Annotated in this window: 24 protein-coding genes and 1 tRNA gene; 14 read left to right on the forward strand and 11 right to left on the reverse strand. The window is 31.5% G+C overall.

Features of this window, described 5'->3' with window-relative positions:
- Positions 1-73 precede the first annotated feature (73 nt).
- From GWJ05_RS17750 to GWJ05_RS17765, 4 genes are all read right to left on the reverse strand, one after another.
- A complete protein-coding gene (locus GWJ05_RS17750) occupies positions 74-1,261 on the reverse strand; it encodes a NupC/NupG family nucleoside CNT transporter (RefSeq protein ID WP_036937995.1) in 1,188 nt (395 codons plus the stop codon).
- A gap of 53 nt (positions 1,262-1,314) precedes the next feature.
- On the reverse strand, positions 1,315-2,514 hold the full coding sequence (locus GWJ05_RS17755) for a PfkB family carbohydrate kinase (protein ID WP_161681532.1): 1,200 nt from the start codon (positions 2,512-2,514) through the stop codon (positions 1,315-1,317).
- 281 nt (positions 2,515-2,795) lie between these two features.
- A complete protein-coding gene (locus GWJ05_RS17760) occupies positions 2,796-3,071 on the reverse strand; it encodes a DUF2645 family protein (RefSeq protein ID WP_161681533.1) in 276 nt (91 codons plus the stop codon).
- Between the two features lie 487 nt (positions 3,072-3,558).
- Entirely contained in the window at positions 3,559-4,011 is a 453-nt protein-coding gene (locus GWJ05_RS17765) for a multidrug/biocide efflux PACE transporter (protein ID WP_036937992.1), read from the reverse strand.
- Positions 4,012-4,111: 100 nt separating this feature from the next.
- On the opposite strand from GWJ05_RS17765, the gene GWJ05_RS17770 reads away from it, so the two are divergent.
- Positions 4,112-4,984 (forward strand): LysR family transcriptional regulator, encoded by an 873-nt coding sequence (locus GWJ05_RS17770; RefSeq protein ID WP_036937989.1) that lies wholly within the window; start codon positions 4,112-4,114, stop codon positions 4,982-4,984.
- A 62-nt stretch (positions 4,985-5,046) separates the two neighbouring features.
- Here the strand turns inward: GWJ05_RS17770 and GWJ05_RS17775 are convergent, their stop codons facing one another.
- The gene (locus GWJ05_RS17775; protein WP_036937986.1) at positions 5,047-5,385 is read right to left on the reverse strand and encodes a DUF1869 domain-containing protein; all 339 of its coding nucleotides are present in this window, start codon (positions 5,383-5,385) and stop codon (positions 5,047-5,049) included.
- 9 nt (positions 5,386-5,394) lie between these two features.
- A complete protein-coding gene (locus tag GWJ05_RS17780) occupies positions 5,395-5,727 on the reverse strand; it encodes a DUF1971 domain-containing protein (RefSeq protein WP_036937983.1) in 333 nt (110 codons plus the stop codon).
- A gap of 367 nt (positions 5,728-6,094) precedes the next feature.
- Between GWJ05_RS17780 and cbpA the strand changes: the two genes are divergently transcribed.
- The 3 genes from cbpA to GWJ05_RS17795 all read left to right on the forward strand — a co-directional run bounded on the left by cbpA (position 6,095) and on the right by GWJ05_RS17795 (position 8,894).
- A complete protein-coding gene (cbpA, locus tag GWJ05_RS17785) occupies positions 6,095-7,036 on the forward strand; it encodes a curved DNA-binding protein (RefSeq protein ID WP_036937980.1) in 942 nt (313 codons plus the stop codon).
- A complete protein-coding gene (cbpM, locus tag GWJ05_RS17790; RefSeq protein ID WP_036937978.1) occupies positions 7,036-7,344 on the forward strand; it encodes a chaperone modulator CbpM in 309 nt (102 codons plus the stop codon). The genes cbpA and cbpM overlap by 1 nt, the downstream gene beginning before the upstream one ends.
- Positions 7,345-7,619: 275 nt before the next feature.
- On the forward strand, positions 7,620-8,894 hold the full coding sequence (locus GWJ05_RS17795) for an amidohydrolase (RefSeq protein WP_036937976.1): 1,275 nt from the start codon (positions 7,620-7,622) through the stop codon (positions 8,892-8,894).
- A 52-nt stretch (positions 8,895-8,946) separates the two neighbouring features.
- Here GWJ05_RS17795 and GWJ05_RS17800 read toward each other — a convergent pair whose 3' ends face one another.
- Positions 8,947-9,879 (reverse strand): LysR family transcriptional regulator, encoded by a 933-nt coding sequence (locus GWJ05_RS17800; RefSeq protein ID WP_036937975.1) that lies wholly within the window; start codon positions 9,877-9,879, stop codon positions 8,947-8,949.
- Positions 9,880-10,324: 445 nt separating this feature from the next.
- Here GWJ05_RS17800 and GWJ05_RS17805 point away from each other — a divergent pair, with 445 nt between their 5' ends.
- On the forward strand, positions 10,325-11,821 hold the full coding sequence (locus GWJ05_RS17805; protein WP_036937973.1) for a C69 family dipeptidase: 1,497 nt from the start codon (positions 10,325-10,327) through the stop codon (positions 11,819-11,821).
- Between the two features lie 75 nt (positions 11,822-11,896).
- On the opposite strand, the gene GWJ05_RS17810 is transcribed toward GWJ05_RS17805, so the two are convergent.
- Positions 11,897-12,793, reverse strand: a complete 897-nt coding sequence (locus tag GWJ05_RS17810) for an AraC family transcriptional regulator (protein WP_036937970.1) — start codon at positions 12,791-12,793, stop codon at positions 11,897-11,899.
- 371 nt (positions 12,794-13,164) lie between these two features.
- Here GWJ05_RS17810 and GWJ05_RS17815 point away from each other — a divergent pair, with 371 nt between their 5' ends.
- The 9 genes from GWJ05_RS17815 (at position 13,165) to GWJ05_RS18635 (ending at position 23,124) form a co-directional block, all read left to right on the forward strand.
- Positions 13,165-13,497, forward strand: a complete 333-nt coding sequence (locus GWJ05_RS17815; RefSeq protein WP_161681534.1) for an MliC family protein — start codon at positions 13,165-13,167, stop codon at positions 13,495-13,497.
- Positions 13,498-14,342: 845 nt separating this feature from the next.
- A complete protein-coding gene (locus GWJ05_RS17820) occupies positions 14,343-15,200 on the forward strand; it encodes an alpha/beta fold hydrolase (RefSeq protein ID WP_036937964.1) in 858 nt (285 codons plus the stop codon).
- A 425-nt stretch (positions 15,201-15,625) separates the two neighbouring features.
- Positions 15,626-15,838, forward strand: a complete 213-nt coding sequence (cspE, locus tag GWJ05_RS17825; protein WP_036937961.1) for a transcription antiterminator/RNA stability regulator CspE — start codon at positions 15,626-15,628, stop codon at positions 15,836-15,838.
- Between the two features lie 466 nt (positions 15,839-16,304).
- Positions 16,305-17,234 carry an LpxL/LpxP family Kdo(2)-lipid IV(A) lauroyl/palmitoleoyl acyltransferase gene (gene lpxL, locus GWJ05_RS17830; protein ID WP_036937959.1) on the forward strand — a complete coding sequence of 310 codons (930 nt, stop codon included), beginning with the start codon at positions 16,305-16,307 and terminating at the stop codon, positions 17,232-17,234.
- Positions 17,235-18,219: 985 nt separating this feature from the next.
- Positions 18,220-18,978 (forward strand): class I SAM-dependent methyltransferase, encoded by a 759-nt coding sequence (locus tag GWJ05_RS17835; RefSeq protein WP_224215450.1) that lies wholly within the window; start codon positions 18,220-18,222, stop codon positions 18,976-18,978.
- A gap of 1,280 nt (positions 18,979-20,258) precedes the next feature.
- Positions 20,259-21,194, forward strand: coding sequence for a 5'-nucleotidase (locus tag GWJ05_RS17840; RefSeq protein WP_036937957.1), 936 nt, complete (start codon positions 20,259-20,261; stop codon positions 21,192-21,194).
- Positions 21,195-21,452: 258 nt separating this feature from the next.
- Positions 21,453-21,632, forward strand: a complete 180-nt coding sequence (locus tag GWJ05_RS17845) for a hypothetical protein (protein WP_036937955.1) — start codon at positions 21,453-21,455, stop codon at positions 21,630-21,632.
- Between the two features lie 799 nt (positions 21,633-22,431).
- Positions 22,432-22,611: a hypothetical protein gene (locus GWJ05_RS17850; protein WP_036937952.1), complete on the forward strand. Its 180-nt coding sequence runs from the start codon at positions 22,432-22,434 to the stop codon at positions 22,609-22,611.
- 414 nt (positions 22,612-23,025) lie between these two features.
- Positions 23,026-23,124, forward strand: a complete 99-nt coding sequence (locus GWJ05_RS18635; protein ID WP_232798949.1) for a hypothetical protein — start codon at positions 23,026-23,028, stop codon at positions 23,122-23,124.
- A 22-nt stretch (positions 23,125-23,146) separates the two neighbouring features.
- Here the strand turns inward: GWJ05_RS18635 and GWJ05_RS17860 are convergent, their stop codons facing one another.
- The 3 genes from GWJ05_RS17860 to yejM form a co-directional block, all read right to left on the reverse strand.
- The gene (locus tag GWJ05_RS17860) at positions 23,147-23,380 is read right to left on the reverse strand and encodes a DNA polymerase III subunit theta (RefSeq protein WP_036937950.1); all 234 of its coding nucleotides are present in this window, start codon (positions 23,378-23,380) and stop codon (positions 23,147-23,149) included.
- 167 nt (positions 23,381-23,547) lie between these two features.
- Positions 23,548-23,624, reverse strand: a tRNA-Pro gene (locus tag GWJ05_RS17865).
- A gap of 85 nt (positions 23,625-23,709) precedes the next feature.
- Positions 23,710-25,446, reverse strand: coding sequence for an LPS biosynthesis-modulating metalloenzyme YejM (gene yejM, locus GWJ05_RS17870; protein ID WP_161681535.1), 1,737 nt, complete (start codon positions 25,444-25,446; stop codon positions 23,710-23,712).
- Positions 25,447-25,449 lie beyond the last annotated feature (3 nt).

The raw sequence follows: 25,449 nt of genomic DNA on the forward strand, positions 1-25,449 counted from the left end.
ACTTCTCCTTTGATAACTTACATAACGCATTGAACAACATACAAAACTAAAAGTAGGGTTTATAAAATAAGTGTTAGCTCACAAAAATACCGACCATCGTTGCGGATAAGCAACTCACCAATGTTGAACCCACGATCAATCGAAAACTATTAGCCGCTATCATTTTTCCATGTTCTTTGCTGATACTGGCGACACAGGCGATAATCATCCCCACTGAACCAAAATTTGCGAACGAGATCAGGAAGACAGAGATAATGGCTTCAGTTCTTGGGCTTAGATCCTCTAATTTGATATAATCAACCATTGCGACAAATTCATTTGTTAAAATTTTTGTGGCAATAATCTGCCCAAATTCAATACTGTCTTGCCATGGAACGCCAAGTACAAACGCAATTGGTGAGAAAATATAACCAAGAAGGCCTTGGAAACTAATTCCTATGATGCGTAAGAAAATATCATTCAACATGCTAATTAGAGCAATAAAACCAAGAAGCATAGGAACTATTGCTAGAATTAATTTAAAACCATCGAGCATATGTTCTGTTAGTACTTCAAAAAAACTATGATGTTCATTTTTAGGACCAGAAAAGTTGCTGGATATCTCAATAGGATCGTTAGGGTTAATAATAGAAACAATAACGAAAGTACTAAAAAAGTTTAGACACACACCAATAAAGACAAATTGAGGTGATAACATTTGAGTATAAGCACCCAGTATTGCGATATCGACAGTTGATAATGAACATGCTGCTATTGTATACATTTGTGGTTTTGTTAAATTGGGTATGTATTCTTTAATTGATACATACACGGCCATCATACCTACAACGACAGCACTAACTGCTGAAAAAGATTCAAGTTTGCCAACTTTTGCAATTTTATTAATAAGGTATCCGATGGTTATAATAATCAATCGAAGAATACCAAAATATTTTAATATCCCAATAATTGAGCAAATAAACACTAAAGGCATTAGTGCAACAATAACAAAAACAATAGGTGTTTTATTGCTTATATCTCCAAAAACAAAATCAATACCTTTATTTGCATGATGTACTAAATACTCTATACCAATATTCGTTGTATTAAGAATCGTTATTCCAATAGATGTATGCAAAAGTATGAAAGCAACGATGGCCTCTAATAATAAAAGAATAATAATGGGAAAGATTTTTCTTTTTATTTTATTAGCATTAAAGCTAATAGAAGATGCCACTATAAAAATTAAGAGAAGGCTAATAATGAAAATTAAATATTTCATAACGACCTCGGTTATATAAATTATCAACGGGGTGGGTTATTTATGCACTTCCCTTACATACGCTCTTTTTTTAGTCTGGCATCAACACTTGTTTGAGATGGCATTGATGATGCTCCTTTTTTTTCAACTGCTAATGATGCATAGGCAATGGAAAACTTAATAGCCTCATCCATATTTTTGCCTTCTATTAATTTTGCCGCCAATGCACCTGTAAATGCATCACCTGCGCCACTAGTATCAACGACAGATGCCTCCATCGCTTTGTAATACTTCATAGTGCTACCATTGAAATAAAGTGCTCCACTGTCACCAAGTGTCATCACTATTTCTTTAACACCTAAGTTATGTATTGCTTTTATGGCTTCCTGTGCTGAAATAACGCTATCAATTTTAATATTTGATATTAATTCTGCTTCTGTTCCATTCGGTACTAATAAATCAACTGAAGGCAAATGTGAGACAATTTGATCTGAATAAGGCGCAGGATTGAGAATGACATAACATCCCGATTTTTTTGCTATTTCAATAGCAAATTTGGTCGCTTCTATATTGTTTTCTAATTGGGTAAGAAAAATCTTTGCCGATTGTAGATTATTAATATCTGAAAGAATTTCAGCTTTAGAGATAGTTGCATTAGCGCCGAGATCAATAACAATGCTATTGTTTCCCGTGGCATTCTCAACCATAACTAATGCATTTCCTGTCTTTGAATTGGTATCCTTAATTAATGTATATGAACTTATTTTTGTTGTACTGAAATATTTTTCTGCGGTCGTGCCAAATGAATCATCGCCTACTTTAGCGAAAAAATGTACATGATCATTTAATTCTGCCGCCGCGACCGCCTGGTTAGCTCCTTTTCCACCAGGGTAAAAATTTGTAGAGATTGCTTTGATTGTTTCTCCTATAAAAGGAAATCTTTCAACTTCTGTTACAACATCTAAATTGAAAGATCCCAAAATATATAATGAGCACTTATCTGCATTTTTTTTATCTCTATTTTGTTCTTCACGATCAATTTGAAGTACTCTAGTTTCATCAATAGTTCTATTTATTATTGGTTCTAATTCAATTTTTTGTAATCTGACACCACCATGAAATTTAGTTGCTATACCTAATAACTGCAATTCGTCTATATATCTTCTTACTGTTCTTTCTGATACATGAAGTAGAGCACTGAGCTCTTTTACGTAGATGGAATTATCTTTAACTAATTTTTTTCTGATAAATGCAATACTGCTCTTTTTTTTCATATCACCTCTTGTTTGTTAAAAAATGTTTTATCATTTGTTAAGATAATAGTGGTTAATAAAGTTTATTCTGCCTGGATAGTCACGTTTTTTGCTCGTAATTGGACAATTATCTGTCCGTTTATATAAATTTTAAGAAAAATATGTGGTGATCGCAGTTTACTTGTATTGGATGACTATCTGAGGTGGTAATGAAATTATTGAAGATTATTTACTTATTTTTGACTTTCGATAGCATTGAAATGCTTGAATATCTAGAGAGTATATAGGGGGATTGATCGTTTTTAGTACCCACTAAACGTAAAAAATGACCAATTGAGTGCTATTACTGTGTACGAGTATCTCAACTTTTGCTTTCTTTCATACAGGGAAAGCAAAATATAAGGAATTAAAACGAGGATAGGTTCGATAATATATCTTCCGCCTAGAGGAAGTTGGTCAAGTTGTTTTATATCACCATCACCTAACATCCATTCGTAATTTAAGCTTGAAAGTATCCGGATCAGAATTAATAAAAAGATAAAATAAAGAAAGAAAAATATCTTTAATAGCATTTTCATATAAACATAAGTTCAATCAAAGCAATTGGCTGAGTAAAATAAAAATAAGGAAAATATCAGCGATAATAAGTAATACACAAATAGGTGCTCTTGCTAAAAGGTATGGAAGAAAGGAGAGCGTTATTAATACATTGATAAATTGGATACAACTCATGGTATCTGTAAGTCAACGTACTTTAGAAAACCTATTTTCTGGTGAATTACGTATTAAATAAATTAGAAAAATAACAAGAAATAAAAATAAATTACAGCCTGTTGAGAGAATTAAAATATTAATAGACAAAACATAATATAAAAATAAGAAAATGCTCACTTGATTATTTAATAATAAATAATTATAAGTAATTTTTTATTTTACTAGCGAGTAATCACGGTATTAAAAATGAATGAAATGGTAAAGCTAATTTCATTTTTATATATGATAAAATTCTATAATATAAAAGAAAGCACTTAATAATGTTTTATTAAGTGCTTAAGATAGTTGTTATTAGTTACGTGCGATAATAGGCTTTTCTTTGCGATTAAACCAACTTTCACGTAATTTATCGTAGCTAAGATTAAATGCATAAGTATAAAAAAGGAAAAAGACAAAGAAGCCAATTTCTAATAAGAATGCATTCCATAATGACATATCTAATAAAAGTGCCAATATCGGTAATCCTATGATCACAAAGCTAAACTCAAAACCAATTGCATGTATAATACGTATTTTTGTTGGTCTTGAGCCTTTTGACAAAGGCCAATAGTGATCAAAAATCATGTTATAAAAAAGATTTAGCAACATAGCTAATGTTGATAAGACAATAGCGACTGTACCCATCTGAAAAATTGAGCGCTCCAAAAGCCATGCACTAAGCGGTGCCGTTATGGCAATAGCAATCGCTTCAAATGAAACAGCGTGAAAAACGCGCTCAGTAAATGTTTTTTGATATTGGCTCATATCTCACCTCAAATTAATTGGTTAACAAAAAACGAGTGCAATTATTGGTGATATTTTGTATATATACAAAATAGGAGCCATCGGAAAAATCGATACCATAATGAATTATTCTATAGAAACTTTGCGTACATTTGTTGAAGCTGCTTCATTAAAATCATTTTCTGCAACAGCAAGGAAATTAAATAAAAGTCAATCTACTGTGAGTAGCACGATTGCCGGATTCGAAGATGATATGGGCTTTGAGCTATTTGAGCGAAAAGGGCGAGAATCAACGCTGACTTTTGCAGGACAAAAAGTGTTGAGCTTGGTTGAGGACATATTAGCTGCTGATGAACGATTACAAGCATTAAGAATAGACCTCTCTTCAGAAATGGAGCCTCGTTTAAGTTGTGTATTTTCTGATATGTACCAGCCCCCTTATTCTGAACAGCTTTTAAAAATTCTGGATACAGAATTTCCACATCTTGAATTTGAGTTTCTTGTTGCTGAGAATGATGATGTGATTAATATGTTACAAAATAATCAGGCGCATATTGGTATGATGGAATCGCGAATAGAATATCCTGCTGATATTGCTTTTGCTCGTTTGCCTGTGAGTGGCAAGTTAGGATTATATGCACATAAAACACATCCACTGGTGAAAGAAAAGAAAATTAACTATCAACACTTAACAATGCATCGTCAATTAAGGCTAAGTAGCCGTGCTCAATTCGCGATTAATAGTGAAAAGAACTGGCTAGCACCTAATTATTTATTGTTACTTGAAATGGCAGAGCAAGAAATGGGATGGGCGATATTACCTACATGGTTAGTCGAGCAATTTGGACATAATTTGTTAGTCAGTCTGAATTATGATCAATTCCCTAAGAAAATAGATATTGATCTAGTATGGTCGAGAAGTAATCCCCCCGGAAAAGCAGGATATTGGATGATAGATAGACTTTTGAAAAATGATCTTAAATTTTCTCTCTAGGCATCAATCACCTTCATTATTAATAGATATAGTGAAGGTGATGTGTTTTTTCTGGTATCAGATCACCAGCCACAAACATTTGTTTCTTCGTCCATATCATAACCACGTACGATATTAATAAGATCTTTCACCATTAAGCTGGACATATCTGCGTCTAATAAATCAGCTAAAATACAGTCTTTATCAACAGAAACACCATTATTTTTGTTTGTTAAGACTAAGGTGAGTTCTTGTGGATCACTATTTACCTTATTTTTTAGCTCATTAACTAAAAGTAGTACTTCTTTAGTGGCAATTTCTGGAATATATAAAATTTTAGGATTTAGAAATACTTTTTGAGATTTTTCTTGTCCATTGGTATTAATCAATTCTAATAAATAGCCTTTATTTTCATTTTCCATATTATTCTTTTAACCTTCGGCAAGTATTTTAGGGTCGACATAAAAATCGACATTAAAAACAGTATCTTCAGTTTTTGCTTCTATTTTGTGCCATGTTTCTGGTGGGAATACACCAAATTCACCTGCATTAATTACTAATGTTTCTGTTGGCTCTGGGCTAAATTCATCTGCATATGCGTAATAAACAATCATTCCTTGCATAACTGAGAGCTTAGGGTAAACCCCTTGACGCGTTCCTTTGTCTAAATGTCTTTCCCAAATAGATTTAGGTGCAGTGTCTTTAGTCCAAAGTGGCGTTGATCGTATATGGACATAGTGAGTGGGAATAATAATTCGTTCCATTTTACCTCCCTAAAAAATGAAGAGATCAATCTTTCTTTTTATCTTAGTTAAGAAGAAAAATTATCACATAATAATGTAATAAGTTATTGTGCTGTTGGATAAAATCTACCTCTTATAATAATGTATTTCAAATGCAATTTTATAGAAAAAAGTGACAATTATAGCTCTGGATCTATTAATATCTTGTTTTACTTAACTAAATTATTTTTTAAAAATTAAATTATTTTTTGTTTAGAGGTCATTTTTTAATCGCCTATTGGTGCTATTATAGGATTTTTACTCATCAATATAATTTCTTTGTTCTATAATTAATCAAGTTTAAGGTATTAATATTTAATTCATTATTTAACATAATTGAGATATCACGATGGAATTAAAGGATTACTACGCCATAATGGGTGTTAAACCTACAGATGATACTAAAACGATTAAAACGGCATATCGCCGTTTAGCCAAAAAATATCATCCTGATGTCAGTAAAGAGCCGAATGCTGAAGAGCGTTTTAAAGAAATTGCTCAAGCATGGGAAATATTAGGGGATGAACAACGAAGAGCGGAATATGATGAACTTTGGGCACATCGTAATGATCCTAAGTTTAAGCAATTTACACAACAACATTCGAATACAAATCAAGAAACTTTTAGCCAAGAAGATTTTGATGATATTTATGCTTCATTCTTCGGTCAACGTTCTCCATTTGAAGAGCGCAGAGCTCATCAGTCTTTTAAACAACGAGGACATGATTTAGAAATAGAATTAGCTATCTTTTTAGAAGAGTCGCAAGAAGAACATAAACGCACAATTAGCTATCATTTACCGGTTTATAATGTTTTTGGGATCGTAGAAAAAGAAATACCTAAAACATTAAATATTAAAATTCCTGCGGGTGTTATTGATGGGCAACGAATTCGTTTAAAAGGTCAGGGAACTCGAGGTGAAAATGGCGGAGAGAATGGTGATTTATGGCTAACAATTCGTATTGCTCCTCATCCTCTGTTTGATATCAAAGGCCATGATTTAGAAATAGTCGTTCCGGTTGCTCCTTGGGAAGCGGCATTAGGTACAAAAATTCCTATACCTACAATAAAAGAGAAAATATTGTTAACTATTCCAGCGGGAAGTCAAGCAGGGCAAAAATTACGTATTAAAGGAAAAGGATTGGTTAGCAAAAAAGTGAGTGGTGATTTATATGCAATTTTAAAAATTGTGATGCCACCTAAACCAGATGAAAAAACACGCGAATTATGGCAACAAATTGCAGATATTCAGACCGATTATAATCCACGTAAAGATTGGGAGAATAAATAATGGGTCAATTAACAACAACCGTATTTACTGTTACTGAGTTTTGTCATCATACCGGGATCTCAAATGACGAACTTAACGAATTTGTCTCTCTTGGCATGATCGAGCCATTAGAAATTGAAACCCAAGAGTGGTATTTTGATGATCATGCACTTGTGATAACGCATCGTGCATTAAAACTTCATAAAGAACTCGCATTAGATTGGCATGGGATTGCTATAGCGCTGACATTATTAGATGAAAATGAGCAGCTAAAACAAGAAAATAAACAATTACGCCAGCAACTAATGCGATTTATTGATGAATCGTGATTAATAAAATAGCTACTAAATGTGTAAATGACTTTAGTGGCTATTTTTATCTCTTAATTTATTTTTCTTGTATTTCCATACGCATTATTCATTGATTTTACTCATTATTTTCTATTTCTATCTGAATGCTATTATATAATCGCCATGCTTTAAAAATGAGCAAAATGGCGATGAGATCACATTCATATATATAACCATTAAGTTATGATTATTATAATTTATTAATTATACTCTATTGGTTATTAATAGAGGCTTACTTTTTATAAGGGAAAATAATGAAGCCGATCCAAGTAAATAAGTTAATAGAATGGCGTAGGGCTTTTCACCAGTTTCCAGAAATTGGTTGGGCCGAGTTTGTAACTACGGGAACGATAATAACGTTATTGCGTGATATGGATATTGAAGTCAAAGCTGGGCCACATATTCTTTGTCGGGAAAGTATTTTAGGGCGAGATGAAGAATTAGTTAAAGAAGCAATCAAAATAGCAAAAGAAAAAGAAATCAGCACTGAGCTATTAACTGAAATGGATGGTCTGACAGGATGCATGGCTATTATTGATACAGAAATTCCTGGTCCTACATTTGCCTTTCGTTTTGATATTGATTGTGTTTATGTCCAAGAATCAAATGACGAAAATCATCTACCTAATAAACAGGGGTTCGCCTCATGCCGTTCTGGGTTAATGCATGCTTGTGGTCATGATGGGCATACTGCGATAGGGCTTGGTTTAGCGCATTGGTTAAAACAAAATATTCACGTTTTACGTGGAAAATATAAATTAATATTTCAACCCGCAGAAGAAGGAGTAAGAGGCGCAAGAGCAATAAGTGACAGTGGGATCTTAGATGATACTGATTATTTTATGGGAATGCATATTGGATGTAATTTAAAAAAAGGTGAAGTTGCACTCGATCCTTTTGATTTTCTTTGTACAACTAAATTAGATATTTTTTTAAAAGGAAAAGTCGCTAATGCTACGGATGAGCCAGAAAAAGGCACTAATGCATTAGTGGGAGCTTGTTTTTTAGCTAATGAAATATTAGCAACACCAAGACACGGCAAAGGAATGACGAGAGTAAATGTTGGAACCTTAATTGCAGGTGAAAATCGTAGCCTTATTCCTAGTTCTGCGAAGATGCAACTGGAAGTCCGTGGACAAGATGCTGAAATAACAAAATATTTATTTGATAATATAAAAAAATATACTGCTGGTATTGCATCTGCTTATCATTTAGAAACAAAAATAGAAGTTACTGGTGAAGCGACAAATTTTAGAAATGATCCTGAAATGATAAACCTCATGCAAGCTATTATCGATACACATCCAGAATTACTAAATGTCACATTACCTTTGGGCGGGAGTGAAGATGTTTCACTGATGGTAAGACGAGTACAAGAGCAAGGCGGGAAAGCGATATTCTTTTTAGTGGGAGCAGACCAAAGTGACGGGCATCATAAAGAAAAATTTGATATTGATGAAGAAGCGCTTTCCATCGGTTTAACGCTTTTTACTGAAGGTATTTTATCTATTCTTAATATACCTAATTAATAGGAAGGTCTCTTCTATTTACTAATGTTAAATAGAAAGAGACCATTACTCACTATTTAATGGGAGTTGAAAGTAACGAGGTTTTTGGTTGATGCTCTTTGATGAACTCAATATAGAGTTGAGTTTCATGCTCAATTTTTTTCGATGTAAAGAAACAGATATTACTCATAATTGTTGGTGTAAATTCTCTATAAATAACACCTTCTGTTTCAATAATAGGAAATGAATTAATTAAACTTATTCCTAAACCATTTTTTACAAATGTCATTGCTGTTTCTTGATCAGAGACTTCAGCAATAATGTTAGGTCTAGATTTTGATTTATGGAGCACTCTGTCAATAACAGTACGGCCAATATTGCTTTTTACTAATGCAATAAAAGATTGCTCATGTAAATCATCAGATGTGATCGTTTTTTTTGTACATAGATCATGCATTTTAGGAATTGCGCAAATAATTTGAGTTTCTCTCATTGGTATTTGTGTCAAATTATAATTGCTATTGATCGTCATATTATCAGTAATGGCGATATCAGCTTGCTCTTTTGCTATTAAAGATAGTAGTTGTTCACTCCTTGATATTTCTAAATGAACATTAATTTGGTATTTTTTGATAAAAAGAGCCGTGACTTGATTTATAAATCCATAGGCTAACGTTGGAGGAACTAAAATACGTAAGCTTCGTTTTTTTTCTTGACGATGGAAATGACTTAATCGGTTGAAAGAGTCCGCTATATTGGTGATTTCTTCGTAAAGCAACAATGCATCAGAGTTAGGCACGAGCTTGTTATTTTCACGAATGAATAATTTTTTACCACAACGCTTTTCTATCTGATTTAATGTTTGACTTACTGCGGGTTGAGATATGCCAAGTCGCTCTGCGGCATTAGTTACACTCCCATGATCGATCACAGTTTGTATAATTTCAAGATCGCGTAACGTAGCCCATCCTCCTGACCAAGAGGTTCTTTTTATATCCATTGCCATTGTGTTTTTACTTTTGTCTGTTTATCTTATATACGATTATAGCGTTAATAAGATAATTATTAAATAATAGTTATGAGGAAAAAAATTAATGTTTTTTTATTAACACTGATCATTATCAGATTTAATGTATTGTTGTTATATTTAATATTAAGAATGTTTTTTATAAAAAATGAGTATTTAGATTACATTTATAAAAACACTTAATAACAAGTGCATTGTTTTATTTATATTTAAAATATATCTTTTAATAAATCCTATTGATATTAATATGATGCATTTAGTTAATATTTTTATTTCAAAATATAATGTCCATTGAGATATAAATCACGGTAATGAACACTTTCTCATTGTTAATATTCCAATTTGGGTTATCTATCTAGATTTTTATTTTTTTAAATATTTAATTGATAAACAAATTATAAATAACAAGCAAATGAGGATTTTTATGTCTTTACTCAAAAAAAGTATTATTGCCTTATCTATTAACCTTGCATTGGTTTCTTCTGTTTTGGCCTGCACCACTTTGTTAGCTGGAAGTGAAGCAACAAATGATGGTTCTTTGATTATCGCTCGTAGTGCAGATAGTGATGCATTAAAAGCACAACATTTTGTTATTCATCCAGCTAAATCAAATCAAACAGGAAATTACAGTACAAAAGAACACAATGGCGCTAATAATTTTACTTATCCATTACCAGAAAATGCATTACGTTATACCACTGTTCCTAATTGGAAAACACAGCTACACGGTGCAACAGGATTTAATGAGTTAGGAGTTGGTGTTAGCGGTACAGAATCGATTTTTGCTTCACCTAAAGCACTTTCTTTTGATCCCTATGTTGAAGACACAGGGATAACGGAAGATGATATTCCGGACGTGCTTCTTTCAAGAGCGAAAACAGCTCGTGAAGCGATTGAAGTACTAGGTAGCATTATTGAAACACAAGGTGCTGGTGAAGGGTTTGGTGTTGCCGTTGTTGATAAAAACGAACTTTGGTATTTAGAAACAGGAACCGGACATCATTGGATTGCACAAAAGTTACCTAAAGATAAATATTTTGCGACAGGTAACCAAGGCAGGTTACAAACTTATGATATTAACAGTAAGGATGTTTTAGGCTCTAAAAATTTAGTGGAGTTTGCGGTTGAAAAAGGACTTTATAATCCTGAAAAAGAGGGGACATTTAATTTTTCTAAAGCGTATACCCGTGATGATGAACGGGATCGCACCTATAACGATCCACGGGTTTGGATCATTCAGCAACAATTTAATCCATCATTAAAACAAGCTGTGGATGATGGACGTAATTTCGCCCCTTTATTAACGCCAGAAAAAAAAGTTTCTATTGAAGAAGCTAAAGCTATGCTACGTAACCACTTTGAAGGAACAGAACACGACCCTTATACCAATGGATTAAATGGTCAAGAGCCATGGCGCCCAATTAGTGTATTTAGAACTTACGAGGCACATGTTATGCAAGTCCGCCCTGAGCTTCCTCAAGAAATAGGTGAAGTCACTTATGTAGGGTTGGGTATGGCAGATCTAACTGCATTTGTTCCGTATTACAGTGGATTAAAAGCTTACCCACAACATTATGGCATAGGTACAAATAAAGCGGACAATGATTCTATTTATTGGAAATATCGTAAATTACAAACATTAGTAATGACAGACTATCCAAAGCTTGCGCCAATAGTGAAAAAAGCTTACCAAGAGTGGGAGGAAAAAACAGCATTAGAGCAAAAAGAAATGGAAGCCAAATATCTTGCTATGATTAAAACGGATAAAATGAGTGCGGATAAAATGCTTAATGAATTTAATTTAGGCGTGATGGCGAGTGCTGAAAAATTAACCGAAAATTTAACAAATGAACTATTTACGCTAAAAACAAAAGATATTCAAGATAATATTTTCTTTGCTAATAAGTCTAAAAAAGACTAATAGAAAAATGTTGTTCTAAATACAATATACACGAAAGATCCCAATTTTTTTGGGATCTTTTTCAATGAAAGATTATTAAATGACAGGGATATAGTAGCTAATTTTTTTTAAATATTTCTCGCTTTGATTAAGTAATTTATCGTAACTTACAGATTCTTTTAATGTATATTGTTCAATATCCGGGCCAGGCCTACGCAGTAAATTCATTTTGGGCAATACTTTTGTATATACTGTATAAATAATGTCATCATAACCCGTTAATGAATCTAAAATATCATCCATATCAAAAGTAATAGCCAAGTAATTACCACTAGGTAATTCTAATTGTGACATTGCTGAGATATTGGATGCCGTTGATAGTTTTTCTTTATCAACAGCCGTGCTGTAAATGTACATTGTATCTTCTAATGTACTCGCAGATGCTCTATGTGTTGCATATAATTCAGTGGGTACTGTGTGTATATCTTTCAAAAATTTACGCCAAAATTCCTTTCTGAATTTTTTCTTGTCTGAATTCCACGTTGAAATGGGTTTGTTATACTGATGAGACATACTCGCTAATTTTAGAGAAGGGAAGGTAACAATTTCATAATTAGCGTTAAGTTCAACAGTTTCAAGTGCTGGAAAAATAAGCTCGCTAATATCCCAACCTGTTTTTTTTCTGTATTCGGAAGGCGTGATATTAAACTGTTTTTTAAATGCTCGACAAAATGTTTGCTGAGAGTCAAATCGATATTTCAACGAAATATCTAATAGGCTACAACGCGTTATTCGTAAGGCGTAAGCACCGCAGGATAAACGTCGGGCGAGTATGTATTTTCCTAAAGATATTCCTGTATATGCTTTAAACAAACGCTGAAAATGCCACTTTGTATAGCCTGATTTTTCAGCAATAATATCTAATGATAAGCGTGAATCAAGATTTTGCTCGATCCAAACAATGATATCTTTAACTACATTCTCTTGAAGCATGAATATTCCTACTATTTTTCTCTATCGATATTTTTCAATTAGATCGACTTAATTTATTGAACTACAATAAATTTATAGGTGCTAGGATAATAGCATATCGTATAGCGATAGTGACATTGAATAAAGTAAAATAGGCTGATATTAATGTAAAGTTATGTATTCCAATTTATTTGAATAAAAATGGGGTTTAAATAAAAAATGACCATTGAAATCATTAATCAATGATTGATAATTTTTATTGGGATTAAGGTTTTATTCAAATAAGATTGAATCTTTTTAATAAAATGAGGAGGTATCCTATTTCTTCTTTAAAATAAAAGGTCTATCTTTATTATATTAGTAAACTCAATTGGTTATTTTAGGAGATATAAATGAATAAGTTATTTTCTATTTCTGCTATTGCTTTAGTGTCTTCGTTAATAACAGCTCCTGCTTTAGCAGTTAAAACGGATACTTATAATTGTGAAGGTCAGAAGATTAGAGTTTCTTTCCCTAATGAACAGCTTGCTGTTATGTACTATAGTGATGAAATTATTGTGCTAAAAGAAGCTGTTGCAGCAAGCGGTGCTCGTTATGTTGGCGAGAATTTTCAAATATGGGGAAAAGGAAAAGATGAATTTAACCTCGCTACCATTTCAGAAGATGATGCAGTTAATGGACGTGTTGCTGAAGATAAAGGTCGCACATGTGAATTAGTAAAATAACGTAGTTATCGTAATAATATTTAAAAATTAGAAAATAAAAGAGGGGATTTATTTCTCCTTTTTTATTTTAAGAAAAAGAATAAGTAAATATAATAAAAAAAGAGAAAAAGATTTCTGTATAATGGTTTAAAGTACGTTTATATTAAAAATAAATACCATATAAAATTAGATGAGTTATAAATAGAGTCATATTATGATGGCTAAATATTTTGTTATAACGGTTAAATACATATCTCCGCTCATTACTAATAAAAAGTAGAATATGTGGCTATTCTTTTAGAAAATATGACGGCTAATAAGAATTAAGTAAGTGTTGGTTATATTAAAGTAATGGCTGTTTTAAATGATTATTGTCGATAAAAGAACAGTGAAAATTTAATGTTCAAAGCGAATGATGTTACTTAATCTTGTTATCAATGTGGGGTGCTTTCTACATCAAAAAAAGGATCACCTGTATATTTTAATGGAATAAATGGGCAAGAAAACACATTAAATTGAACCATAGTGTTTACAAAAAAACTGAAGGTAATAGCGAAGTTATCATAACTTTTAGTCCATAAAAATAGATTTAATCGCATCGCTATATTGTGATTTTCATTGTAGTGAACAGTGATAATAGATACTTAACGAATAGGCATAATTTAGTTATAGTGTCTAAAAGCAACATCAAAAACTAGACGTTTTTATTTTTAATACTACTAACAATATTTATCGTGAGTTTATATGAAATCTTGTCCTTAGCTAGTCTCATATTAGTTTTAAAAAACTAAACTTAGAAAAAGACACATCGCTATTTAGTATGATGAGTGTCATGTCATCAAAAAATTAATAAAAGACAAAATCTAATGAAAGTTAAAAACTCAAGAAAATATAATGTATTATTGCCTGATAATAGAATTTTAACGTGGTATGAATCTGGCCCAGAACAAGGTAAACCTGTGTTATTTTGTACGGGGGCGGGTATGAGTGGTGTATTAGGTGTGGATGTCGAATGCCTAAATAAGCTTAATATCCGATTAATTACCCCAACTCGCCCTGGATTAGGTGATTCAACGTTTGATCCTCATAAAACGTTAAAATCTTTTTCTCAAGATATTTTATTTTTATTTGAACATCTTAATCTCAAAAATCTTAATGTAGTTGGATTTTCTCAAGGGGCTGTATTTGCTATGGCACTTTGTGTTTATTGCCATGTTGATAAATTAGTCATTGTCGCAGGACAAGATCAATTTGATTATCCTGATACTCGAAATCAGCTCACAGAAGACGTTGTTAATATGCAACAACAGGCTGTGAATGCACCCGATGCATTAGCCGATTGGATTAAGAAAAATATATCGGCAAATTGGTTGATGAACTTTATTCTAAATTACAGTGCAGCTGTTGATTTAGCTGTCTATCAATCAGCGAATTTTCTTCCTGTTTATCAAGAATGTATGACAGAAGCTTTTAAACAAGGAAACGAAGGATATACTCAAGATCTGCTTATCGCTATGCAGCCATGGGGCTTTTCACCTGAAGATATCAGAACGCCAACCACATTATGGTATGGTATGAAAGATACGAGTACCGTTCATTCTCCTGATTTTGGGACATTATTGCTTCAACGTTTTCCTAATGCACAACGATATTTATGGCCAGAAGAAGGGGGGGCACTTCTGTGGACAAAAACGGAAGATATTTTCTTCGGATTAGTTGATTAAAACGAAGTACTACATTATTGATAGAGTAGATACTGTTTATTTAAAAAATAACAGTATCTGCTGTTTTAAAGTATATTTTGTCGATTTATTTCAATTTTATTAAATAATTTATATTTAAATAAGGTTTTTGGTTGAATGGATAATTATTCTTATATTATAAATTTGTTTCAAGTTAGTGTTTTAACATTTTTTTTTAAATAAATTTGAAAATAATTTGCTATAAACTGAATTATATGACTTAATAGCGCCACTGGTTTGGAAGTACAGACCTATTTATGTTAGTGCAGTTTTAAGTAGTTCACCGTTTAGCGTTATCCCTGATACCTCTTCGTTGCGAATTCCTTCAAATAGTGACCATAAGTAAAAATCCGAAATCAAACCGCAAACACTGCCTTATGGCAAAATAATTAATTAAAGGAAATCTTATGTCTAATACAATGACTGGTACAGTAAAATGGTTTAACGATGATAAAGGCTTCGGTTTTATCACTCCTAAAGACGGTAGCAAAGACGTATTCGTACACTTTTCAGCGATCCAAAGTGAAAGCTTCAAGTCACTGAAAGAAGGCCAAGAAGTTTCATTTTCTATTGAAAATGGCGCTAAAGGCCCTGCAGCAGCGAACGTAATCGCTCTGTAATATTGAGTCATTATTACGGTACATATTGCTTAACGCAGTATCAGTACTGGAAAGACCAATACAAAAACCTCACTTTGGTGAGGTTTTTTTGTATTAATGAAAGGTATTATTCGTTTTAGTATTTATCTGATAATGTTGATTAAAATAATATTATTAAAGTTATGTAAATATTTAGAATAAATAATTTTAATTATTAAACAAAAATTCTTTAATAATTTACTTTATTAGCAAAAAAAATAATTTAAATAATAATAAAAATCTTATAATGCTGAAATAAAGATAGCAAGATATTGCTTTCTCAATGAAAAGAAAGAAGAAATTTTCATTAGAATAGAAAGATATCAGATAAATCATAAAAAATAATTTAAAGAACAAAAAATAAAATTAATATTTAATGACTTATCTTAAAAAAATGCTGTCTAATTCAATGTGGCTTAAATGCTTTTAGTTCTCAAAGGATAAACTAGTGTACGCTAAAAATTTTTTTTCATTGCATCTATTACACCCAAAGTATTTTTTAACTTGGTTTGGTGTTTTTATTCTTTTTCTATTAGTTCAATTACCTTATTCATGGTTACTTTTCTTGGGTAAACGTTTAGGGTTATTATCTCGTTTTTTTGTAAAAAGAAGAGTTTCTATAATAAAGAGAAATTTAGAGTTATGTTTTCCTGATAAAAATCAACATGAAATAAATAAACTTGTCATGGATAACTTATCTTCACTTGGTGTTGCATTATTTGAAACAGGAATGGCTTGGTTTTGGAGTGATCGTCGATTAAAAAATCTCTTTGAAGTACAAGGTATATCCAATTTTACAGATGCTAATGAGAAAAACGCAGGTATTTTATTAATCGGCATACATTCTATGTCGTTAGAATTGGGTGGACGTATTATGGGGCTTTGCTTCCCAGTTAATGCAATGTATAGGCCACATAATAATAAGGCGATGGAGTACATTCAAACTAAAGCGAGATGTCGCTCTGATAAGGGGATGATTGATCGACGTAATTTAAAATTTATGGTTATGGAGTTAAAAAAAGGAAAAGCAATTTGGTTTGCTCCTGACCAGGATTTCGGTTTGAAAGGAACCACTTTTTCACCTTTCTTTTGTGTCGAAAAAACATCAACCTCAAAAGGAGTCGCAATATTAGCCAAATTGTCAGGAGCGCCTTCTTTGACTGTCACGTTAGTTAGAAATGAAAATAAGACAGGTAAGCAATATAGTTTGATTATTGGCAAAGAACTGACTGATTATCCTAGCGAGAACATTCAAAATGATACAGATAGAATGAATAAGTTGATTGAAACAGAAATCATGAGGGCGCCAGAACAATATTTATGGGCTCATAGACGATTTAAAACCCGACCTTCAGGTGAAGCGAGTTTTTACCATTAAGGCTATTTCTGTAGGCAAACAAAAAAAAGACCAACACATTATGTGTTGGTCACAGTAAATACTGGAAGCAATGTGAGCAATGTCGTTGCAAAAAGTTGAGTGAAATACTCAACTATTTACAATCTAAAAGATAATCATTATCAATTACATTGTCAACCCTTACGTTTATATGGATTAAGAAAATGTTGAAATGAGAAATGAAAAAAGGAAAGAATGGCAAGGAAAAAAGAACAGAGCCAGCAGATATAAATCAATTATACCTGCTTAATATATTATGATCATAGTAGAAATATACCATTTATATAAATATAGTAATAAATACTATTGTTCAAAAAAATATATACTCATTATTTACTATTATTTCTAAAATGTTTAGAGATTAATGTTTATAAAATATAGAGTTATAAAAGCCGTTAATCTTAATTATATAATATATCCATTATTGCTAAATTATCCCTAATCCGATTTATCTTCATTGAACCTTTATTTTCACCTAATTTGGTATTAAATATTTCATTAAGTTCAATTTAATGTTCTACTTCTTCCATTTCAACACTATTCCAGCAATTTGTTTTAAAAATATATTCAACCGAGTTAATTATACAATTAGCTTCTACTTAAATATTTATGAATGATTTTTTGAGAGGGTTAATAATAGAACAATAATTGACATTAGAAGCAGTTTATCTAATTTATTGAATTATATTGGTTTGATAAGTTTAAACTTGTTTTTATTAACAAGTTAATCTTATTTTACATTAGTCATATTACTTAATTTTTCAATGATACATTTTGTTGTTAAAATAAAAAATTAATAAATTAAGCTATTTCAGGATGACAAGAAATTTATCAATATATTTTGATGAAATCGCTTCCAAAGAAAAAATACATCTTTATTCGACATCTTTTTAATTTAATGGAGTGTTGATATATTAAATAATCACTTTATCATCAATAGAATAAATCATTAAAGTAAGAGAGTAGAATGTTTATGCAGAGTTATCATTCACTATCAGCCCAAGTTTACCAAATAGATAAACCTATAGGGTGTAGTTTCGGCGATGTAGAATACTATCAAGAACGTCTTAAAGGTGTTAATGGTAAGATCCTAGAGCCTGCGGTAGGAACTGGGAGAATCTTGATCCCTTTATTGAAAGCTGGGTTTAATATAGAAGGATTTGATCTCTCAGATGAGATGCTCTCTTTCTGCATGGAAAATCTAAAAAGTAATGGGTTTTCTCAAGATAAAGTTACTAAAGATAATTTGATGACATTTCATGTTGAGACACCTGTTGACGCAATAATTATTCCAACAGGGACTTTCTTATTGTTAAATAGTGAAGATAAAGCACTACAAGCCCTTCGACAATGTTATAACGCATTGAATTCTGGCGGACGTTTACTTATTGATATTAGTTTGGCACATACTTTTGCTAAAGGTCAAAGTTCTAGCCGACAATTTGAAACGTCTGAAGGGGATTTAATTACTTTACAGATAGTGAATGCCGAAATAGATTACATTAATCAACTAACAGTATCACACCACCGTTATGATAAATGGAGAAATGGCAAAATAATTGAAAGTGAATGGGAAGTGTTCACATTGAAATGGTTTGGTGTGTATGAGTTTAAACGCATACTTAAATCTATTGGTTTTGGTAAAATAACAATCTCTGGTGATTATCAGTATTTATGTGAACCGAATAACGAAACAGAAGTTATTACATTTGAAGCTTATAAATAGACATTGAGTAGAGTTTTGACAACAAGGCCATAAAATTAATGGCCTTTTTTAATTTATATTTTTTATATTGTTGTTATTTTTCAATATGATAAGGTGTTATCTTTGCTATAAGAAAAGAAAGTCAGAGCATGTTTAGTTTGAAAGAAACGGTATCAGGATTAAAGTGTATTATTGAGATAAAAAAAATCCCCGCACTAGGCGGGGAAAATTAAATATCTATCAGTGATGAAATACTAAAACTATAGTAAGGGAAAAAGAGATATCAATCTGTAACAAACTTTAAAAAAATAATAAAGATAAGCAAAAAGTGGAGTAATTCTCTAAAGAGAAAATAATCATTTGAGTTCTTATAATGTCTTGTTTTACCTTGATTTTAAATTTTTAAATTTAGTCATATGAAGAAAACTAATACACATTTAACTATAAAGATTATATACATTTAGTTGAATGTTCTAATAATTATTCCGTTTATTAAAATAACAATATACGTATTTACTATTAGATTAAAATTAAACAATAATTATGACTTATTTAGAATCAATGAGAGTTCGTAGTCTAGCTACTCGCTATCTCAGCTTTATATTAATTTTATTATCCTTTATATATACGCAATATAAAAATAGAGTATTATCACGTAATTGATTGTTTATTCTATTGAATGTAGTTGCCAAAATTTTTTTAGGTTGAATAGAAATTTTATAACAGCTAAAAAAAGACCAACGCTAGGAGAGTTGGTCAATAAATACTAGAAGCAATGTGAGCAATGTCATTGTGAAAAACTAAGTAAAGAACTCAATTATCCACAAGTTAAAAGATAATCATTATCATTTAATATGTCAACCACACTAAGATTGTGGTCATTATTTATTCACACTAAATGTCAACAAAATAACCTACCTGATAGAAACCAATGTGGGTAATTTATCAATAATAACAATAAGATCACTTTTTTCTAATTTGGTATTTATGGTATTTTCAACGCTTTTCATTTTTTTTATTTTATTGATTAAATCCTTAACGTGTCGAGAGCGTAAATGTATAGTTTTCTGAACCATGGGTTTTCTCCTTACCTTTGATGATTTTTGTAATCATAGTAATGATAAACAAATGAAAATGATAATCAATAGTATTTGTGATTTATAGAGTAAAATTAGAGATAAATTCTTAGTAATGACTATAACAGTCTCTTATTCATACTTTATGTGTAGATTTTTTTATCTCTGTTTTATTAAAAAAATGATAATATAAACGATAAAGATCTTTAATTAGGAATTGACGCTATGGCATATGATTTAACAAAAAGATTAGTCATAGGGCTATCCTCTAGTGCGTTGTTTGATTTAGAAGAGTCAGACAATATATTTCGTACTGAAGGCGAGGAAGCTTACCGAAAATATCAACGAGAAATGCAAGATATTCCACTAAATAAAGGTGTTGCATTTCCATTTATCAGTCGGCTTTTAAAGCTAAATAATATTAGAATTGACGACCCTCTGGTTGAAGTTATTTTATTATCTAGAAATGATCCTGATACTGGATTAAGAGTGATGAATTCTATTGAATATTATGAACTAGGGATCACCAGGGCTGTATTTCTTCAAGGAAAATCACCCCATATTTATATTCCAGCTTTTGATATAGAATTATTTTTATCAGCAGATCATGATGATGTTATTCAGGCAATAAAAGCTAATTATCCTGCAGGACAAATATTAGCAGGTCATATTAATGATGATAATGAGGATGAATTAAGAATTGCTTTTGACTTTGATGGTGTAATTGCTGATGATGAAGCTGAGACTATTTACAAAGCATCAGGAAATTTATCACAATTTCATCTTCATGAAGCTAAGATGGTTGATACACCTCATAACCCTGGACCATTAAAGAAATTCTTACTACGTATTTCAGATATTCAAAAACTAGAATTAGAAAAAGTAAAACAAGATCCTAGTTATGTTCCATTACTTAAGATATCTATTGTTACTGCACGAAATGCACCATCTCATAAACGTGTTATTAATACGATGAGAGCATGGGGTATTTCTGTTAATGAAGCTTTTTTTATGGGGGGAGTTGAGAAAGCGAATGTATTAAGAATTTTAAAACCACATATATTCTTTGACGATCAAAAATTACATTTAAAATCCTCATCTGAACTTCCTTCTGTACATATCCCGTTTGGAATTGCGAATAAAAAGATAGATAATAAATAAATTATTATAAAATAAGATGTGCGATATTTATATCATACACCTTTTTTTTATTTTGTCTAATAAGGTCTTTTTAGTGAATATTCTATTTTAATTTTTTTATTTTTGGGCTTTCAATAAAAACAAGCACAAAATTGGATCTATTTTTATAGAAGTAGTATGGTGTTAGCTAATTTATATATATTATAAATTAATGACCGACTTATAGAGGTTTATTTTAAGAGGTTTCTAATCAATTAAAAGTAAATAAGGAAAATTGAAATGGATAATAAACATAGATTTTTTTCTGATGAGATCTGTCCTAAAACTGCATTATATGGTCAATTCTATGGAGATGATCACTATGCCGGACGAGATTATGAGCGAAAGATATATAATGGAAATAAGTTTCCAAAAACTAAAAAAGGATTTTATTTTAAAAAACTAATGAACTTTAAATAATAATAAGTAAGTAATATAAAGTCACTTTAATAAAAGTATAGATTATTTAAATTTATGGATATTTAAAAATAAATTGATGATTGTGTAATTAATGAATTTTGCTATGCTGAAAAATAATAGTGCAGTAAAAATTAAAATGATTATGAACTTTTCAATATTAACTACTTAATAATTTCATCATAAAGGTTTGAGATTTTCATTTGAGTTATTTATATTAGGTGAATGTAATAATCATCGTTTTTTGTTCAATAATATGCAATCATCAACTTCTCTTGATTTTTATTTATATTTTTTTGACGCTTTATTAAAAGTATTGTAATGGCTTTTTCAGTGGTCTTATTCATCGATGATACAATAAATCAAATTTAGGAGATTAAACTAATTTTTATGGATGAGCGTTACTCTCATTAAAAAAATATAATTTGTTATAATAATATTTGGTTTATTGCAAAGAATCATGTTAAATCCATCAATCCAAGTATTTCAACATAGCTATCATATGTACTTTATTTTGTTACCAAGCGAGCTTTTCTTACCATAGCCCATGCGTCTACAGTTTTTTTGATCCAACAAATTGGAATCATGAACGTCAGCATTTGACTTACTGGCATTGTCACCAATATAGAACATAAATAATTTAATTATTATACCTGCTTTTTTATGTGGCTAATGATATATCATTTTTTATACAATCATATTGAGAGCAAGCGTAAAAATGAAGGTAACTAATTGATGAACTAAATTACTTATTTTCACTCTAAATTTTCGCTATTAATTGAAAATATGACTTGGAGTAGATATGCGTTTACTTATACTTTTTTGTGTTTTTTTTATTTCTGCTTGTTCATCAACGGGGTCGATTGAGTCTCAAGAAAATAGAAAACATAAAGAAGATCCATATGCAGATAGTACATTAAATAGTATTAAGGCTAATCAGAATATTTATATTGAGCAGCAACGCAGTAAAGGAAATTTCTGATTTGTTAGAAATCGTTATTTTATTGGCCACTCAGTGGCCATTTTTATCTGTAAGTTATGAAAATTATATGTCATTGTTGATTGTTTTAAGATTATCTATATAAGATTTAGGTGTATTTTCTTATTGATGTTTAGAGAGTTTATCGATTTGAGGCGATAATGAATAGGAAATAATTAATTGATTACATTAAAGCAAACTATAATGTAGAACCTGAGCATTTATGGATTAAATACCCAATTACATCGTTTTTAGACATAAGAGCAATTTGAAATGGTTCGCTGTTATAATTGATATTTTAGAAAATAAATTATCAGGTAATAGTGGTAATAATAGAGTTGATATCATTAATTTAAAAGTTATGCCAAATTTAACGGGATCATTGCGATTAAAAAAGGAGTTTATCCTGCCTATCATATGAATAAGGAGCATTGGATTTCTATTGATTTAGCATCCAAATTTGATGAAAGTGAATTAAAATCTTTAATTGCTGAGAGCCATAAACTAACACAATAAATTAACAATCTTATTAATATAATCACTTCGTTTTCAAATACTGCACAGAATTCCCATCTGGCAACTTCTGACTTCTCTCACGATAAAACGCTAACTGTTCATTAAAGTACGCTCTCAAATGTGCTGGTTGCTGTCTTTCAACTTCGGATGCAACAACTGGCATATTGAGACGTTCTTTATATGCGACACCACTTGCAGATAGATCAACGTTAATCTTGTCTTTTTCTTCCTGAGTTAGCTCAGCTAGATTTTTCATTTGATAAGCTCTATTAATGAATTTGAGGTGAATTATAGCATAGAAACAGGGCGAGAATTGAGCTTTAACTAGGGTAAATACGATGGGAGTTTTACACCAGTTTTACACCAAGCAAATTTTAGACATAAAAAAACCAACCATAACTGGTTGGTTTTTCTAAAGAATTTTGGTCGGCATGATAGGATTTGAACCTACGACCCCCGACACCCCATGACGGTGCGCTACCAGGCTGCGCTACATGCCGTTTGTGTCATGTATATTACTGTTTTTGACCGCTAAAGCAACCCTTTGCGAATTAAGTGGCGTAATTTTATACTTTATTACTAGCTTCAGCGTTCAATAAAGCGTTTTTGTTCGGCAAGAACTTGTAGTAATAATTTTAAATCAGGTTTTGCTGCACTAATTTCTTTTCCTGACTTATCAAATAAAGCATACCGGCCATGTTTATCTATCAGCAAGGTGTTATCTTGTAAAAAGACCACAAATGCTTCGTCATCGCCGGTGAAAATCCATGGATGATTACGGGTGCTTGCAAATAAATCTTCACCTTGTGAATAGTTATCAGCTGGGCTAATAACACGTAAAACATGCTGCATTAAGGTTGTCATGATATCTTGATGACTAGTCATTTTATCAATCGACTGTGGCTTCATGTTCGGCCAGTGTATTATTAGAGGCACTTGTGATTGGTTTAGGTTAAATGTGGTTTTATCAGAAAGCCATTGATTATTTTGTTTTTTATCACCGTCTTGATGATAGCTAGATGTGATAACCACGACAGTATTATCAAGCACTTTGGTTTCTTGCAACGTATTAAAAATGCGCTCTAATTGCTGATTTAATGTAATTTTTTGGGACGCTTTATTAGTATGTCCATCAATTTGTAAGAAAGAGAACCAAGGTGTTGTTTGGTTGTTTTTTATTAGCCAATTACGCCAACTATCGATAGTGGCATCATTGTTACCACTGCGTGATGTTGGAGTAGAGAAATCGGATAGTACGGCTTGTTTAAATAATGGTGTTTGAAAGCCATTTGTTGAGAACATTGCTAGTTGGTAATTTCGGTAATTTAAGGCATCAAATAGTGCTGAATTTTTTCTGCTACTTAATACACTATCTAAATAAGAAGGTGAGATGCCATAAAATAGACCAAATAATGCTGTATCATTATTAATGCCTGATGAATAATGATGTGTAAAATCGAGATTATTTTGTGCGAACTGTTGCAAGCTTGGTAATTCAGGGACCTCCTCATTACCTAAACCATCAACAACAACGACTAGTAAATTATAAGAGTAAGTCTCTTTTGCATAAACTAATGGTGCAAGCGGGTAGGTAATACTTTGTGCCGCAGGGTTACCTTCACTGATTAGACGTTGCTCATATTCTGATTGATTAATAAAACCATGGCGCTCAAGGAATTTACGCGCAGTCATCGGATAGGATAAGGGTAAATTAGCGCGTTGCATCGTAATTGGACGATAAAAATTAGCATCAGCCCAAATTGACATAGAGTGAGATAAGACAAAGCAAGTAATAAAAATGCCAGCCAATGGCTTACCCCATCGCTGACGATTTAAACTACGTAATTTTTGCCAACTCCATGTCGCAAAAAGCATCTCAATAAGAAAGATAATAGGAATACCAATAAAAATAAGTTGCCATTCACGTGCCATTTCACCTTCATCTGGATTAATGACTAAATCCCAAACGAGCTGAGTTAGATGAAGCTGAAATTGCTGGTAAACTGCCATATCAAAGATAAGAATGGTGAGTCCAGCACTGGCGAGAGTACAGGAGATCACTCTAAGTAGCCGTTGAGATACGACCACGAAGGTAAGCGGAAAAAGGACAAGGATATAGATAGCGAAAACAATAAAACTAAAGTGCCCCATCCAACTTACGATAGCGTAAAAGCGACCCGCGAAAGTTGCAGGCCAATCTGAAATAAACAGGTAACGGCTTCCAAGTAATAAGCTTAGAATAATATTAAATAGCGCAAACCAGTGCCCCCAACTGATCATTTGGGATACTTTTTCACGATAGGACTGAGGTTTCGTTACCATGTC

The organism is Proteus sp. G2626, assembly GCF_009915985.1.
Lineage (GTDB): Bacteria > Pseudomonadota > Gammaproteobacteria > Enterobacterales > Enterobacteriaceae > Proteus > Proteus vulgaris.

Bases quoted from the DNA above. Each gene is read 5' to 3' on its own strand.
- GWJ05_RS17750 (WP_036937995.1), bottom strand. From the start codon at position 1,261: ATGAAATATTTAATTTTCATTATTAGCCTTCTCTTAATTTTTATAGTG.
- GWJ05_RS17755 (WP_161681532.1), bottom strand. From the start codon at position 2,514: ATGAAAAAAAAGAGCAGTATTGCATTTATCAGAAAAAAATTAGTTAAA.
- GWJ05_RS17760 (WP_161681533.1), bottom strand. From the start codon at position 3,071: ATGAAAATGCTATTAAAGATATTTTTCTTTCTTTATTTTATCTTTTTA.
- GWJ05_RS17765 (WP_036937992.1), bottom strand. From the start codon at position 4,011: ATGAGCCAATATCAAAAAACATTTACTGAGCGCGTTTTTCACGCTGTT.
- GWJ05_RS17770 (WP_036937989.1), top strand. From the start codon at position 4,112: ATGAATTATTCTATAGAAACTTTGCGTACATTTGTTGAAGCTGCTTCA.
- GWJ05_RS17775 (WP_036937986.1), bottom strand. From the start codon at position 5,385: ATGGAAAATGAAAATAAAGGCTATTTATTAGAATTGATTAATACCAAT.
- GWJ05_RS17780 (WP_036937983.1), bottom strand. From the start codon at position 5,727: ATGGAACGAATTATTATTCCCACTCACTATGTCCATATACGATCAACG.
- cbpA (WP_036937980.1), top strand. From the start codon at position 6,095: ATGGAATTAAAGGATTACTACGCCATAATGGGTGTTAAACCTACAGAT.
- cbpM (WP_036937978.1), top strand. From the start codon at position 7,036: ATGGGTCAATTAACAACAACCGTATTTACTGTTACTGAGTTTTGTCAT.
- GWJ05_RS17795 (WP_036937976.1), top strand. From the start codon at position 7,620: ATGAAGCCGATCCAAGTAAATAAGTTAATAGAATGGCGTAGGGCTTTT.
- GWJ05_RS17800 (WP_036937975.1), bottom strand. From the start codon at position 9,879: ATGGCAATGGATATAAAAAGAACCTCTTGGTCAGGAGGATGGGCTACG.
- GWJ05_RS17805 (WP_036937973.1), top strand. From the start codon at position 10,325: ATGTCTTTACTCAAAAAAAGTATTATTGCCTTATCTATTAACCTTGCA.
- GWJ05_RS17810 (WP_036937970.1), bottom strand. From the start codon at position 12,793: ATGCTTCAAGAGAATGTAGTTAAAGATATCATTGTTTGGATCGAGCAA.
- GWJ05_RS17815 (WP_161681534.1), top strand. From the start codon at position 13,165: ATGAATAAGTTATTTTCTATTTCTGCTATTGCTTTAGTGTCTTCGTTA.
- GWJ05_RS17820 (WP_036937964.1), top strand. From the start codon at position 14,343: ATGAAAGTTAAAAACTCAAGAAAATATAATGTATTATTGCCTGATAAT.
- cspE (WP_036937961.1), top strand. From the start codon at position 15,626: ATGTCTAATACAATGACTGGTACAGTAAAATGGTTTAACGATGATAAA.
- GWJ05_RS17835 (WP_224215450.1), top strand. From the start codon at position 18,220: ATGTTTATGCAGAGTTATCATTCACTATCAGCCCAAGTTTACCAAATA.
- GWJ05_RS17840 (WP_036937957.1), top strand. From the start codon at position 20,259: ATGGCATATGATTTAACAAAAAGATTAGTCATAGGGCTATCCTCTAGT.
- GWJ05_RS17845 (WP_036937955.1), top strand. From the start codon at position 21,453: ATGGATAATAAACATAGATTTTTTTCTGATGAGATCTGTCCTAAAACT.
- GWJ05_RS17850 (WP_036937952.1), top strand. From the start codon at position 22,432: ATGCGTTTACTTATACTTTTTTGTGTTTTTTTTATTTCTGCTTGTTCA.
- GWJ05_RS18635 (WP_232798949.1), top strand. From the start codon at position 23,026: ATGAATAAGGAGCATTGGATTTCTATTGATTTAGCATCCAAATTTGAT.
- GWJ05_RS17860 (WP_036937950.1), bottom strand. From the start codon at position 23,380: ATGAAAAATCTAGCTGAGCTAACTCAGGAAGAAAAAGACAAGATTAAC.
- yejM (WP_161681535.1), bottom strand. From the start codon at position 25,446: ATGGTAACGAAACCTCAGTCCTATCGTGAAAAAGTATCCCAAATGATC.